12 protein-coding genes are annotated in these 14,475 nt (G+C 66.5%); 3 read left to right on the forward strand and 9 right to left on the reverse strand.

What is annotated here, in order from left to right; genetic code table 11:
- Window positions 1-7: 7 nt before the first annotated feature.
- The 6 genes from cobA to mqo form a co-directional block, all read right to left on the reverse strand.
- Window positions 8-1,306, reverse strand: coding sequence for a uroporphyrinogen-III C-methyltransferase (cobA, locus tag J3S28_RS07690; protein WP_207839292.1), 1,299 nt, complete (start codon window positions 1,304-1,306; stop codon window positions 8-10).
- Window positions 1,307-1,418: 112 nt separating this feature from the next.
- Window positions 1,419-2,831, reverse strand: a complete 1,413-nt coding sequence (locus J3S28_RS07695) for a cobyrinic acid a,c-diamide synthase CobB (protein ID WP_207839293.1) — start codon at window positions 2,829-2,831, stop codon at window positions 1,419-1,421.
- Window positions 2,825-3,439 carry a cob(I)yrinic acid a,c-diamide adenosyltransferase gene (cobO, locus tag J3S28_RS07700; RefSeq protein ID WP_084896254.1) on the reverse strand — a complete coding sequence of 205 codons (615 nt, stop codon included), beginning with the start codon at window positions 3,437-3,439 and terminating at the stop codon, window positions 2,825-2,827. The genes J3S28_RS07695 and cobO overlap by 7 nt, the downstream gene beginning before the upstream one ends.
- 66 nt (window positions 3,440-3,505) lie before the next feature.
- Window positions 3,506-5,398 (reverse strand): VWA domain-containing protein, encoded by a 1,893-nt coding sequence (locus tag J3S28_RS07705; protein ID WP_207839295.1) that lies wholly within the window; start codon window positions 5,396-5,398, stop codon window positions 3,506-3,508.
- On the reverse strand, window positions 5,382-5,840 hold the full coding sequence (locus J3S28_RS07710; protein ID WP_084896252.1) for a GNAT family N-acetyltransferase: 459 nt from the start codon (window positions 5,838-5,840) through the stop codon (window positions 5,382-5,384). Before J3S28_RS07710 ends, J3S28_RS07705 begins: the two co-directional genes overlap by 17 nt.
- Before the next feature lie 13 nt (window positions 5,841-5,853).
- Window positions 5,854-7,410 carry a malate dehydrogenase (quinone) gene (gene mqo, locus J3S28_RS07715; protein WP_207839296.1) on the reverse strand — a complete coding sequence of 519 codons (1,557 nt, stop codon included), beginning with the start codon at window positions 7,408-7,410 and terminating at the stop codon, window positions 5,854-5,856.
- 137 nt (window positions 7,411-7,547) lie between these two features.
- Here mqo and J3S28_RS07720 point away from each other — a divergent pair, with 137 nt between their 5' ends.
- Window positions 7,548-8,597 (forward strand): alpha/beta hydrolase, encoded by a 1,050-nt coding sequence (locus J3S28_RS07720; RefSeq protein ID WP_207839297.1) that lies wholly within the window; start codon window positions 7,548-7,550, stop codon window positions 8,595-8,597.
- Entirely contained in the window at window positions 8,590-9,984 is a 1,395-nt protein-coding gene (locus J3S28_RS07725; protein WP_207839298.1) for a mycothione reductase, read from the forward strand. The genes J3S28_RS07720 and J3S28_RS07725 overlap by 8 nt, the downstream gene beginning before the upstream one ends.
- Window positions 9,985-9,998: 14 nt before the next feature.
- Here the strand turns inward: J3S28_RS07725 and J3S28_RS07730 are convergent, their stop codons facing one another.
- Genes J3S28_RS07730 through map form a run of 3 tightly spaced genes read right to left on the reverse strand, consistent with a single transcriptional unit; the run spans window position 9,999 to window position 13,250 of the window.
- Window positions 9,999-10,820 carry an alpha/beta fold hydrolase gene (locus tag J3S28_RS07730; RefSeq protein ID WP_307796932.1) on the reverse strand — a complete coding sequence of 274 codons (822 nt, stop codon included), beginning with the start codon at window positions 10,818-10,820 and terminating at the stop codon, window positions 9,999-10,001.
- 35 nt (window positions 10,821-10,855) lie between these two features.
- A complete protein-coding gene (locus J3S28_RS07735) occupies window positions 10,856-12,385 on the reverse strand; it encodes a cobyric acid synthase (RefSeq protein WP_207839299.1) in 1,530 nt (509 codons plus the stop codon).
- Window position 12,386: 1 nt separating this feature from the next.
- Window positions 12,387-13,250: a type I methionyl aminopeptidase gene (map, locus tag J3S28_RS07740; protein WP_207839300.1), complete on the reverse strand. Its 864-nt coding sequence runs from the start codon at window positions 13,248-13,250 to the stop codon at window positions 12,387-12,389.
- A gap of 117 nt (window positions 13,251-13,367) precedes the next feature.
- Between map and J3S28_RS07745 the strand changes: the two genes are divergently transcribed.
- Entirely contained in the window at window positions 13,368-14,417 is a 1,050-nt protein-coding gene (locus tag J3S28_RS07745; protein WP_207839301.1) for a heme/hemin ABC transporter substrate-binding protein, read from the forward strand.
- Window positions 14,418-14,475: the final 58 nt, after the last annotated feature.

Here is a 14,475-nt window from a genome sequence, read left to right on the forward strand (position 1 = left end):
CAGGTCCTCACGGCCGCGCGGTCCCGGTGCTCCCTGACTCTGCGTCGAAGCCCGCCACCGGACCGATGACCACGATCGCCGGCGGCCGCACGTTCTGGGTGCGGGCGTCGACCGCGGCCTGCGACAGGGTGGACCGGACGAGTCGTTGACTGCCCAGCGTCGCGTTCTCGATGATCGCGACCGGGAGGTCGCCTGCCCGGCCACCGTCGATCAGCGCGGAGGTGAACACGTCGAGGCGTTCGACAGCCATCATGAGCACGATCGTGCCGCGCATCTGGGCCAGCGCGTGCCAGTTCACCAGGGAATCGGGATGCCCTGGCGGGATGTGTCCGGACACCACGACCACCTCGTGCGTGACGCCGCGATGGGTGACCGGGATCCCGGCCGCCGACGGACCCGCGATGGCGCTCGTGATCCCCGGCACCACCGTCACCGGGACTCCTGCCGCCACGCAGGCTTCGAGTTCTTCGAACCCGCGACCGTAGACGTAGGGGTCGCCGCCCTTGAACCGGACCACGAACTTGCCCGCCCTCGCCCGCTTGACGAGAACGTCGTTGATCGCCTCCTGCTTCATCGCGCGGCCATAGGGCACCTTCGCAGCATCGATGATCTCGACATGTGGCCCGAGCTCGGCCAGCAACGCGGGTGGCGCGAGCCGGTCCGCGACGACGACGTCGGCGGCGGCCAGCAACCTGCGGCCCCGCACGGTGATCAGATCGGGATCACCCGGACCGCCACCGATCAATGCGACACCGGGCGGGTGTGGCTCGCGCGCCGCCGCCTCCAGGCCGGCGGCTCCCAACTCTCCCCCGCCGAGCGCCTGCCCGATGGCCGTACGGACGGCCGCCGAACGCCGGTGATCTCCTGCCGCAAGCACCCCGATCCGGAGCTGATCGTGGGCCAGCGACGCGGGTGTCACCGCCGTCCCGTGCCGCGCATCGTCTGCGCGCACACAGAAGATTCGGCGCGATTGCGCTTCCGCGACCACCGCGGCGTTGACCTCTGCGTCGTCGGTGCACGCCAACGCATACCAGGCGCCCTCGAGATCACCGTCGCGGTACTTGCGAGTCTGTAGCGAGATCCCGGGGAAGGACTCCACGGTGGGAGTCGCCTGCGGGGCGATCACATGGATGTCGGCGCCACTGTCGGCCAAGGTGCCCAGGCGGCGTTGTACGACCGATCCCGCGCCGATGATGACCACCTTGCGTCCGGTGAGGTCGAGACCCACCAGATAGTGGTGATCCCCTTGGGAGTCACGGGACCCCGACTGCGCGTGCTGCGATGGGTTGAACTCCGCCTTCGACATGGGTAGACCGTACCCACGGCGCCGGGCGCCGCGGTGGCTCGGCCTCATGGCCGGGCCACCGAACTCGAAGCGGTGTAGAGCTCGAGGCGGTATGGCCCGATCATGGCCCAGGTCAGCGCTGGTGCACCCGGTCGACGGCTCGACGTGCCGCCCGCACGAAGCGTGCAATCCCCTGGGGATGGGCGGCCGGATGCGTGTGGAGGTAGGACGCGTGCACGCGGCCGGCGGTCCACCCCTCGGTCTGCGCCATGCCCTCTCGGCGCCAACCCCACGCCGACGGTGTCGTCCCGTCGACGGCGGCGACAGTGGTCCGATGGAACTCGTGCCCGCGCATCCGGGTCCCGGCGTCGAACAGGATCGAATCGGTCAGGGCGACCGCATCGCGGTAGCCGAGAGTCAGGGTCTTGCCGAATGTTCCACGTAGCGGGAGGATCCCGGCCATCGCATGATCGTCGAGGCTCTGCGCGAGATAGAGCAGTCCGGCGCACTCGGCATGGATGGGGACACCCGCTCCGGCTGCGGCCCGGAGCTGGGTCAGCAACCGCCGATTCGCGGCCAGCGCCGCAGCGTGCTCCTCTGGGAATCCCCCGCCGATCACCACCGCACCGCAATCGGCGGGCAACAGATCCGACAGCGGATCGAACGGCACGACCTCGGCACCCGCAGCGGTGAGCAACTCGGTGTGTTCGGCATACCCGAAGGTGAAGGCGGCACCTGCGGCAACCGCGACAATGGGCGGCGGACCGCGGTACTCGTCGCGGTGTGCGCCGACCTCCACGGCCGGTGACCACACCGGACCACTTCGACCTGCCCCGATATCCGCAGCGGCGATGATGGCGGGCAGATCCACAGCGCCACCGATCAACTCGGTCATGGCGTCGATGGCGGCAAGCGCCTCTGGACCGCGTTCGGCGGCGGGAATGAGCCCGAGGTGCCGCGAAGGGACCGCCATGCTCGCATTTCGCGGTACCGCTCCGAACACCTCGAGTCCGGCCCTGGCACACGCCTGCCGTAGGACCAGTTCATGTCTCGGCGACCCCACTCGGTTCAGGATCACACCTCGGATGTCGATGCCGGGATCGAAGCTGACGAAGCCGTGCAGGATCGCGGCCAAACTCTGACTGTGCCCGGAGGCATCGACGACGAGGATCACCGGAGCCCCGAGCAGCGCTGCCACCTGGGCTGTCGACCCAGGGGCCACCGCGGGCATGTGCTCCTCGGTGATGCGGCCGTCGAACAGCCCCATCACGCCCTCCACGACGGCGATGTCACAGCCGGCACTGCCGGAGCGGTAGAGCGGGCCGATCAGTTCTTCGCCCACGAGCACTGGGTCGAGGTTGCGACCCGGTCTGCCTGCGGCGAGGCCGTGATATCCGGGGTCGATGTAGTCGGGTCCGACCTTGAAAGGTGCAACCCGGTGCCCCGACCGCGCCAGCGCACCGATCAGACCGGTTGTCACGGTGGTCTTGCCGCTGCCGGAAGCAGGTGCGGCGATGACCACCGCCGGGGGTGCGCCGCTCACCATTCGATTCCCCGCTGCCCTTTTCGACCGGCGTCCATCGGATGGCGGGTCTTCACCATCTCGGTCACGAGGTCTGCTGCGTCCACCAGAGCCGCCGGCGCACGACGGCCTGTGATCACGACATGTTGTTTTCCCTCACGTGCCCGCAGCACCTCGACCACATCGTCGACGTCTATCCAGCCCCAGTTCAGGGGGTAGGTGAACTCGTCGAGCACGTAGAACTGATGCGTCTGATCGATGATCCGGCGGCGGATCTCTGCCCAGCCCTGAGCCGCCTGCTCGGCATGTTCGGTCTCGCCGCCGGCGTGCCTGATCCACGACCAGCCCTCACCCATCTTGTGCCACTGCACCGGTCCGCCCTGGCCGGTCTCGGTGTGCAGTTGGCCGAGAGCGGTGAGGGCGGACTCTTCTCCGACCTTCCATTTCGCGCTCTTGACGAATTGGAAGACACCGATGTCGAGCCCCGCGTTCCATGCCCGCATGGCCATCCCGAACGCGGCCGTCGACTTGCCCTTGCCGTCTCCGGTGTGCACAGCAAGGACCGGCTGGTTGCGCCTTGCCCTGGTGGTCAGACCGTCGTCCGGAATGACCGATGGAACTCCCTGCGGCACAACATTTCCCTTCTGGAGGTTGGACTCCGCTCCGACCTGGCGCGAACCCAAAACGGATGCCTGCGTTCAGGCCGCGGACCGGACGACGCCTGCGACTCCCCCGGCGGTCAGATCTGCGATCTGCACACATTCTCCACCGAGTTGACCAGCAAGCACCCGGGCGAGGCCCAGACGAACCATTCCCTGCTCGCAATCGATGACGATTGCCGAGGTGCCCTCCCGTCGGACGCGATCCGCCGCGGCACCGGCGCGCGCGAGCGCTGACGGCCCTGCGGTCGCTCTGCCATCGGTCAGCACCACCACGATCGGGCGTCGATTCGGCTCCTTGTGTCGGTTGCGCCGTACTACATCCCGAGCCGTCAGCAGACCTTCGGCAAGCGGTGTACGGCCACCGGTACGAAGCCCGGTCAGCCGGCGGACCGCGGCATCGACCGAACGAGTCGGCGGCACCGTGATCTCGGCGCCCGCTCCCCGTAGCGTCACCACGGCGACCCGGTCACGGCGTTGGTAAGAATCCCGGAGCATGGACACCACCGCCCCCGACACCGCATCGAGGCGCTTGCGGGCCGTCATCGACCCCGACAGATCGAGCACGAATACGACCAGGTTGCCCTCTTTGCCGCGCCGCAGTGCCCCGCGGATGTCCTGCGGCAACACCTGCAGCCTGGTGCTTCGCCGCTCTAGGTGATTGTCCGCGGCAGCGAGCACCGTACCGATCAGGTGTATCCCGTTGCCGCCCTCCCGTACACCGCGCACCGCCTGACCGCGAATACTCTGCGACGCAGACCGTCGTCCGGGTTCACCGTTGCCGACGCCGCGCGCCTTGAGCGCCTTGACCGCTGCGCCACCTGCGGTCGGCGAGAATCCCGGACCGGGAGGCGACACGCCACCGCCACCGGGGCCGTCGGGATCGGGGTCGGGCTCCGGATCCGATTGCTGCGCGGACGATTCCGACGGAGTGGGTCCCGCCGGCGGATCCTGTTCGGCGGTCGAGTCCGCGTCGGGGCGCGGAGTCTCGCTCGGGGCGGTCTGTTCATCCGCCTTGTCCATCGCGTCATCGAGTTGCTGTTCGGTGAGTCCGGGCTCGTCGAAAGGGTCGCGTCGACGGCGGTGTGGCAACGCCAGTTCCACCGCGCGCCGCACATCGATGTCTTCGACCCGCTCGGCACCCCGCCATGCCGCATGAGCCCGCGCGGTCCTCGCGACCACCAGATCGCCTCGCAGACCGTCGACCTCGAGTTCCATACAGATCGCGGCGATCCTGCGGAGCTGGCCCGGCGGCAACTCGACGGAGTCGAGATCCGCCCGCGCCCGCCCGATGGCTGCAGCGACTGCCGCGTCCTGGTCGGCGAAACCGGCAGCAAACCCGGCCGGGTCCTGCTCGTAGGCCATCCGGCGTTCGATCACGGACACCCTCGTGGCGACCTCCCGGGGTGCGCTGACGTCCACCGCCAGCCCGAACCGGTCGAGGAGTTGCGGTCGCAACTCGCCTTCCTCTGGGTTCATCGTGCCGACGAGAACGAATCGGGCTGCCTGCGTGTGGGACACCCCGTCGCGTTCGATGACGACCCGCCCCGTGGCGGCCGCGTCGAGCAACACGTCGACCAGGTGATCCGCGAGCAGATTGACCTCGTCGATGTAGAGAACACCGCCATCGGCGTTGGCCAACAGACCCGGCGTGAACGCCTTCTCACCTTCGGACAAGATCTTCTGGAGGTCGAGGGAGCCGATCACGCGGTCTTCGGTGGCACCGATGGGCAATTCCACCACCGACGACGACGATCCCGGCAGCAGCGGACCGAGCGCGCGGACCACAGTCGTCTTGGCCGTGCCCTTTTCTCCCCGCACCAGCACGCCGCCGATCTCCGGCGCGATGGCGGAAAGGATCAGGGCAAGCTTGAGTTGTTCCTGTTCAACGACCGCACTGAACGGAAAATGCGTGTCAGCGATGTGCGCCACCGCGAATCATGGGAACGTGCGGGACACCGTCCAGCAGGTGTTCTTCGCCGTCGACCGTGAACCCGTGCTTGGCGTACATCTCGACGAGGTACGTCTGTGCGTGGATGCGGCAGATGTCCGATCCGACGTCGGCCAGCGCGGTCTGCAGAAGCCGGGTGGTGTGACCCTGCCCACGATGCGAGCGCTCGGTGCACAGTCGGCCGATCCGGTACGACTTACCGCCGTCGTGCTCCTCGAGCAGGCGCAGAGTGCTGATGATCTCGCCGTCTTCCTCGAGCCACAGATGACGTGTGTCCTGGTCGAGATCACGTCCGTCGAGTTCGGCGTACGGGCACGACTGCTCGACGACGAACACCTCCACCCGCAGCTGCAAGATCTTGTACAGCGTCGACATGTCGATGTCCTGGGCCCAATAACGGTGCAGGCTTGCAGTTGCGGTCATATGCAAGTGCCTATCACACGGCGGTGGGCGTCGCCAGATGAGAATCTCCCTCATCCGCAACCGAAGCCGGGGTGTCCTGCAGGCCCAGCACCTTCGACGTCCAATCCCACACCTGCGCAAACAGATCGGGATTGTCGTTCAGTTTCGAACCGAGCGACGGGATCATCTCGCCGAGCACGGGCTTCCAGGCCGTGAAGTGCTTCGGGAAACAACGCTCGAGCACGTCGAGCATCGCGGGCACCGCGGTCGAGGCACCGGGAGAGGCGCCCAGCAGGCCGGCAATGCTGCCGTCCTCGGCCGCCACGACAGCGGTTCCGAACTCCAGTGCACCGCCGCGGCCCTTCTTGCGGATCACCTGGACACGCTGACCGGCGACGATCATCTCCCAGTCCTTGCCGTCCGCCCGCGGCACGAACTCGGAGAGCGTTTCGACCCGGTCGGCGGGTCCGGCAGCCAACTCGCTGATCAGGTACTTGAGGAGGCCGAACTCCTTGGGCGCGATCGACAGCATCGGCAGGACGTTGCCGGGCTTGACGGACGCGATGAGGTCGGTGTTCTTACCTTCTTTGAGGAATTTTGGCGACCAGCCGGCATACGGCCCGAACAGCAGTCCAGGTTTGCCGCCGATCACGCGAGTGTCCAAGTGCGGTACCGACATCGGCGGTGCGCCGACCGCGGCCTTGCCGTACACCTTCGCTGCGTGCTCATCGATGAGGGCCGGGTCGGTACAGCGGAAGAAGGCACCGCTGACCGGGAATCCGCCGAACCCCTTCGCCTCTTTGATGCCCGACTTCTGCAGCAACTGTAGAGCCCCGCCACCGGCGCCCACGAAGACGAAACCGGCCTTGACGGTGGACTTTTCCTTCGTACGCAGATTCTTGACCTTGATCCGCCAGTTGCCATCCGACTCTTTGGTGATGTTCGTCACGGCGTGACCGAAGTTGACTGTCGCACCGGCGTGCCCCAGGTAACCGATCAGCTGCTGGGTGAGGGCACCGAAGTCCACGTCGGTTCCGCCGTCGAACCAGTTCAGCGCCACCGGATCGGAAAAGTCCCGGCCCGCGGACATCAGCGGGAGCCGCTTGGTGAACTCAGCAGGATCGGTGATGTACTCCATCCCCTTGAACAGGGTTTCGCCTGCCAGATTGTCGTAGCGCTTGCGCAAGTAGTCGACGTTGGACTCGCCGTGCACGAAGCTGACGTGCGGGATGGGATTGATGAACTCGCTCGGATCCCGTAGCACCCCGGACTCCACGGAGTTCGCCCAGAACTGACGCGACACCTGGAACTGTTCGTTGATCGCGAGCGCCTTGGTGATGTCGACATCCCCGTCGGCGGTCTGCGGGGTGTAGTTCAATTCACACAACGCCGAGTGGCCGGTTCCTGCGTTGTTCCACGGATCGCTGCTTTCAGCGGCAGCGGCATCGAGGCGCTCGAACACTGTGATCGACCAGTCGGGCTGCAGCCGATGCAGAAGCGCACCCAGGGTGGCACTCATGATCCCGGCGCCTACCAGCACGATGTCGGTTGTGGTGACTGCGCCGTCGCGCGGGGTTGCAGACTCAGACACTCCAGCTCAACTTCCTGTTTCGGCGAACCTTCAGATGACTTTCATTGTTCCCTATCGGCGTCGGAAGACTGTAATGCGGTCGGCCGAAACCCGCACCATCTCCGGCCGCCCGACTCGCGCGCCTAGAGTGGGAAATCGTGGCCTCTTCCCGCTGGCAGCCCGATGTACTCGGCCCAGACTTCTCGGCATTGACCTTCGACCTCGGCAACGACCCCGACGGCGAGGGCCAGATCGCTGCGACCCTTATCCGGCACGAGCAGTCCACCGCCACCGCCGCCGTTCTGTACGTTCACGGCTTCACCGACTACTTCTTCCAGCGCCCGCTCGCGGAGTTCTTTGCGCAACGCGGATACGCGTTCTACGCGCTGGATCTGCGTAAGTGCGGGCGCTCGCAACGCCCCGGGCAGACGCCCCACCACATCACCGACCTGTCCATGTACGACGCAGAACTGGGGCTGGCGGCTGCGGAGATCAACGCCGCCGGCGGCGGCCGGCCCCTGTTGATCGCCGCGCATTCGACGGGCGGCCTGATCACCGCACTGTGGCTCGATCGACTCCGTCGTGGGCTCGATCGACCCCACCGTGGGCTCGATCGACCCCACCGTGATCCGACGGCAGGCAACCCCACCGGGCTGGTCCTCAACTCCCCCTGGTTCGACCTGCAGGGTGCCCCGATCCTGCGCAGCGCGGGGACCACGGTGGTGAACTCGGTAGCGCGGGTGCGCCCGCTGGCGACCATCCCCCGCAAGATCGCAGGCGCCTACGGCGAGAGCCTGCACAACAGTGTGCACGGTGAGTGGGAGTACGACCTGAACTACAAACCGCTGCACGGCTATCCGGTGACGTTCGGATTCTTGAGCGCGGTACGCCGGGGCCACGCCACGCTGCACCGAGGGCTCGACATCGGCGTCCCCTCCCTCGTGCTGCACTCGGACGCGACGACCTTGGCGGGATCGGCTGCCAACGGCGAGATCGCACACATCGACACCGCCGACGGAGTCCTGGACACCCGCCAGATCGCGCGGTGGACCGGCTGCCTGGGCAATCGGGTCAGTGCGGTCCCGGTGCCCGGCGCGCGTCACGATGTCTTCCTGTCCCGGCGGGGTGCCAGAGACACGGCATACACCGAGCTCGACAATTGGTTGCTGAGCAACGACGATCGGATACGAGGAGCCCTGCATGAGTGAGTCCACATCGGTTGACCTGGCCATCATCGGCTCGGGTACGGGAAACTCGATCCCTGACGAGCGGTTCGCCGATCAGAAGATCGCGATCTTCGAAGAGAGCATCTACGGCGGAACCTGCCTCAATGTCGGATGTATACCGACGAAGATGTTCGTCTACGCGGCCGAGGTGGCCGAAACCATTCGCGAAGGCGAGCGGCTGGGTGTCACCGGCTCCGTCGACAAGGTCGACTGGCCGGGCATCGTGAACCGGGTCTTCGGCCGAATCGATCCGATCTCCGCGGGCGGCAAGCGCTACCGGGTCGAGGACTGCGACAACATCACCGTCTACAGCAGTCACGTCGTCTTCGACGGAGTCGACTCCGAGGGCCGCTACCGGCTGCGAACCAGCGCAGGCGAGTTGGTGTTGGCGTCCCGGGTCGTCATCGCCTCCGGCTCCAGGCCGGTCATCCCGGACATCATCGCCGACAGTGGGGTGAGGTACCACACGAACGACGACGTCATGCGGCTACCGGAACTGCCGGAGCGACTCATCATCGTCGGTAGCGGCTACATCGCCGCGGAGTTCGCGCATGTGTTCGGTGCGCTGGGGTCGAAGGTCTCCGTCATCGCCCGCAGCGGCGCACTGCTCCGAACCCAGGACCCGGACATCTCGGCGCGCTTCACCGAGATCGCCTCGGCCGCATGGGATGTGCACTTCAATGCAGCGATCACCGCTGTCGAGTCCGTCGACGGCGCGATTCGCATCACGCTCGTCGACGACACCGTGCTCGAGGCGGACGCGCTTCTTGTCGCGGTCGGTCGGGTACCGAACTCCGACAGGATCGGCCTCGAGTCGATCGGCCTCGAGGTCGACGAAGACGGTCGCATCGAGCGGGACTCCTATGGCCGGACCGCGGCCCGCGGAGTATGGACGCTGGGAGATGTCAGCTCGCCGTACCAACTCAAGCACGTGGCCAATCACGAGGGCCGGGTCGTCCAGGCAAATCTGCTGCGGGGCTGGGACAGTGCGGATCTGCAGCCCTTCGATCTCCGCTTCGTGCCCGCGGCGGTGTTCACCCATCCGCAGATCGCTTCGGTCGGGATGAACGAAACCGAGGCCCGCGACGCCGGCCTCGACATCACCGTCAAGGTGCAGAACTACGGCGACGTCGCCTACGGCTGGGCGATGGAGGACAAGACCGGTCTGTGCAAGCTGATTGCCGAGAAGGGCACGGGCCGACTGCTCGGCGCCCACATCATCGGCCCGCAAGCACCCTCGATCGTCCAGCCGGTGATCCAGGCGATGTCATTCGGGCTCGACGCCGCCACGATGGCTCGCGGCCAGTACTGGATCCACCCAGGTATGCCCGAGGTCTTGGAGAACGCGCTGCTCGGGCTCGAGATCTGAGGGCTGTCAGTAGATCACCAGAGCGCTGACCGCAAGGCGATCTCGCTCGCCAGCGCTGCTGGTGCGTTCTGGGGGATCCAGTGATCGACGCCCTCCAGCGCCGCGAATCGATAGTCGGAGTACACGAATCGACTACTCCCCTGCGCCTGCTCCCGGCCCAGCGCGTCATCGCCGTCGCCCCACAACACCGTGGTCGGCGCCTCGATCGGAGGGCAGGCGAGGTTCGCTTTGATGTCGCCGGTGAAGTTGGCGCGATACCAGTTCAGGGCTGCGGTCAGAGCCGGCCGCTCGGTGAGCGGCAGCACACTGTCGTCGGGGACCAACTCGCGCAGGATCTTCGCGTCGTCGGCCAATAGCGTGTCCTCGGCGTCGGGCTTCACGAAATCGAGGATGTAGGACGATCGACCGCGTTGATCACTGCTCGCCAGCGATGCTGCGATGGCCGAGGGATGTCCGACGCTGACGGCGACCAACCCGGTGACACGGTTCGGGTAGTGCCCAGCCAGGTGCCACGCGACCAGCGATCCGAAGTCGTGCCCCACGACCATCGTGTACCCGACACCGAGCGCATCCAGGATGCCGACAGCATCGGATGCGAGGTGTCGAAGCTGGTACGCATCGACCTCATCGGGCCTGGCAGCTGGTGAGTATCCGCGCTGATCCGGGACGATCGTACGCAGGCCGGAGTCGTGCAGTCTCCCGACCACCGTATCGAAACAGGCTCCGGTATTGGGGAATCCGTGCAACAACAACACTGTCGGTCCGTTGTCCGGTCCCCCGATCCGGACGTCGAACTCAAGTTCACCGACGGTGATGGTGCGATGTTCGATGCTCACCCGGCCAGCCTACGTGTCGACCCGTTGGCGGCGGGTCAACTCAGCGAGGTGGTGATCACCGGCATGCGGGGAGGAACCCCCGAGCTGATGAGGTCTGTGACGAACTCCATATCGAGTTCGGTGTCGACCAGGTCGGCGATGAGATCGAGCTGCGCCATCCGGGCCTGCTCGAAGGAGACCTGCCCGACCTCGAAGCCGCCGCGCCCCACCCACCGGGCGACCTCACGCAGGTAGTCGCGGCGAAATCCGTCGTTCGCCAGCAGCCCGTGCCAGTGGGTCCCGGTGACCGCACCCGCAACACTTCCCTCGGGTCCGAGCTCGTCGTCGTGCAGCAGTGGTGCATCGTCGCCTCCGATCACGCGACCGTGATGGATCTCGTACCCGCGCACCACATTTCCCGATGCGACCCCCGCCGATTGCCGAAGGACCTTGCGGGCGGCGAACTGCACTGTCACCGTGAGGATTCCCAGCCCTGACACCGTTCCCGTGCGCGCTTCCACATCATCGACGATGGTGGTACCGAGCATCTGGTAACCGCCGCAAATGCCCAGGATCGGCTGATTGCGTCGGGCCCGTTCGGTGAGCACCTCGTCGATACCGCGGCCACGCAGCCAGGCAAGATCGGAGATGGTCGCCTTGCTTCCTGGCACGACGACGAGATCGGCACCTGCGACACTCGCCGGGTCGTCCACCCACCGCACGTCCACACCCGGCTCGCATGCCAGGGCCTCGACGTCGGTCGAGTTCGAGATCCTCGGCAACCGGATGGCGACGACGGACAAACGGGCCGAACCGACCGCGGGCGCGGCCCGTCCCACCGGCATGCCGACCACGCTCGCCAGGGAATCCTCCGCGTCGAGCCACAACCCGTCGGCATACGGCACGACTCCGATCGTGGGGCGGCCCGTCAGGTCGAATAGTTGCTGTAATCCGGGTTCGAGGATCGATCGATCGCCGCGGAACTTGTTGATCACGAAGCCGGCGATGCGGGCTTGGTCCGCCGGTGCCAGACAAGCCAGGGTTCCGAGCAGATGCGCGAGGACGCCACCCCGGTCGATGTCCCCGACCACGATCACCGGCAGGTCGCCGAGCTCGGCCAAACCCATGTTCGCGATATCGCTGCGCCGCAGGTTGATCTCTGCGGGCGAACCGGCGCCCTCGCAGATCACCACATCAAAATCTGCACGCAGAGAAGCCAATTCGTCAGATACGACACCAGCAAGGGACGCCCTGCGCGCATGATAATCGGCCGCACCGACCGTGCCGTCGACCTGTCCGCGCACGACGACTTGCGACCGGCGGTCACTGCCGGGCTTGAGGAGCACCGGGTTGAACCGTACCGAAGGCGCCAGCCCAGATGCGGTGGCCTGCATCGCCTGCGCGCGACCTATCTCGCCGCCGTCAAGGGTGACGACGGAGTTGTTGGACATGTTCTGCGCCTTGAACGGGGCCACCGAGACCCCGGTCCGATGCAGCGCTCGACACAGCCCCGCGACGATCAGACTCTTCCCCGCGTCAGAACTCGTGCCCGCAACGAGCAACGCACCCCGGGGCTGGGGAGCCAAGTCAGGCGTCCGGCAAGGTGAGGATCTCGGCTCCGGACTCGGTGACCACGAGGGTGTGCTCGAACTGGGCGGTCCACTTGCGGTCGGCGGTCGCGACCGTCCAGCCGTCGTCCCAGATCTCGTATTCGAGGGCGCCCAGGTTGATCATCGGTTCGATGGTGAACACCATGCCGGGTTCGATCAGGGTGTCGATGTTCGGCTGGTCGTAATGCAGGATGACCAGGCCGTTATGGAAGGTCTCACCGATACCGTGGCCGGTGAAATCACGAACGACGTTGTAGCCGAAGCGGTTCGCGTACGACTCGATGACGCGGCCGATCACGTTGAGTTCGCGGCCCGGGCGCACCGCCTTGATGGCACGGTTCGTCGCCTCTCGCGTGCGGTCGACGAGATCGATCACCTCAGGTGCGACCTCGCCTGCGAGAAACGTCGCGTTGGTGTCCCCATGCACGCCGTTGATGTAGGCCGTCACATCGATGTTGACGATGTCGCCGTCTTCGATCACTGTCGAATCCGGGATACCGTGGCAGATCACCTCGTTGAGAGAGGTGCAACACGACTTCGGAAATCCCTTGTAGCCCAGAGTCGACGGATACGCACCGTGATCGATCATGTACTCGTGCGCCACCCGGTCGAGGTGATCGGTGGTCACCCCCGGTGCGACAGCTTTACCGGCCTCGGCGAGAGCGTTGGCGGCGATCTTGCTCGCCAGTCTCATCTTCTCGATCGTCTCGGGGGTCTGTACCCAGGGCTCGTGACCTTCGGCGGCAGTGGACTTCCACACGTACTCGGGTCGCTCGATGGTGGTCGGCACCGGCAGTGTGGGCGAGATCTGGCCAGGGGCGAGTGGGGCACGAACAGGCATGTCTCCAGCTTATCTGTTCTTCGCGGGACCCAGCCCGCCCGTCTCACCCACACGATCAACCCCGGGGCGGGCGCCAAGTAAGGTAACACTCACAGCGCCGGCGGGATGGAGTGATGAATGACCGACACCAGGTTGCCCGGTCGTGGGCAGACCCGGATCATCGCCGCGTTGCTCACCGCGTTCGCCCTCGTGATCGCGGGGTGCTCCACGGCCCCGATCACCGACACCGCAACGAGCCCTCCCGCCTCCGACGGCACCCTGCGAACCGGGCCGCAAACGGCTCGGCTCACCGGTTCCGCCGTCGACCCGGTGGCCCAGAACCCCATCCCCACGCTTCCGGCCACCGCGGAGTCGATCGGTGGCGATGTCACGGTCACCGACATCGGGCGCATCATCGCCATCGACCGCTCGGGCACCCTCGCCAACATCGTGTATTCCCTGGGTCTCGGCGACAACGTGGTGGCCCGGGACCGCTCGACGGTCATCCCGGAGGCCGAAAACCTCCCGGTGATCACCGACAATGGGCACTCGGTCAACATCGAGGCCGTGCTCGCCGCCGATCCCAGCGTCGTCCTGATCGACGAGGCCACGAACCCGCCGGGGACGGTCGCCCAGCTGCGATCCGCCGGCCTGACCGTGGTCGTGTTCACGAAAGACCGCACGATCTCGGGTACCGGCCCACTCATCGAGGCGGTGGCGGGCGCACTGGGTGTACCGCGCGAGGGTGAAGTACTGGCGGCGCGGACCACCCAGCAGATCACCGCGGCCGAGAACCAGGTCCCGGCCGACGCCCGCGGGACCAAGATGGCATTCCTCTACCTACGCGGTCCCCGGCTGCAGTTGCTCGCCGGCCCGGGCTCCGGGGCCGACGAGTTGATAGCCGCCCTCGGTGGTGTCGACGCGGGCACCGCCGCCGGTCTCACTTCCGCGTTCACCACGGTGAACACCGAGGCGATGATCAATGCCAACCCGGCCGTGATCCTCGTGATGACCCAGGGCGCCGACTCCGTGGGCGGTCTCGAGCAGGTACTGAAACTACCCGGGCTCGCCCAGACCGACGCCGGCCGCAACAACCGGGTCGTCCAGATGGACCAGGCCGAGATCCTGACCTTCGGGCCCGACACCGGGCGGGTTCTGAACGCGTTGTCCGAAGCGATCTACGTGTGAGTTCCGTGCGCGAAGCAGTCCGCAAGGGCGTCGCCGGCGAAAACCGGCGGACACTGCC

Origin of the sequence: Williamsia soli (genome assembly GCF_017377795.1) — a bacterium.
Taxonomy (GTDB): Bacteria; Actinomycetota; Actinomycetes; order Mycobacteriales; family Mycobacteriaceae; genus Williamsia; species Williamsia soli.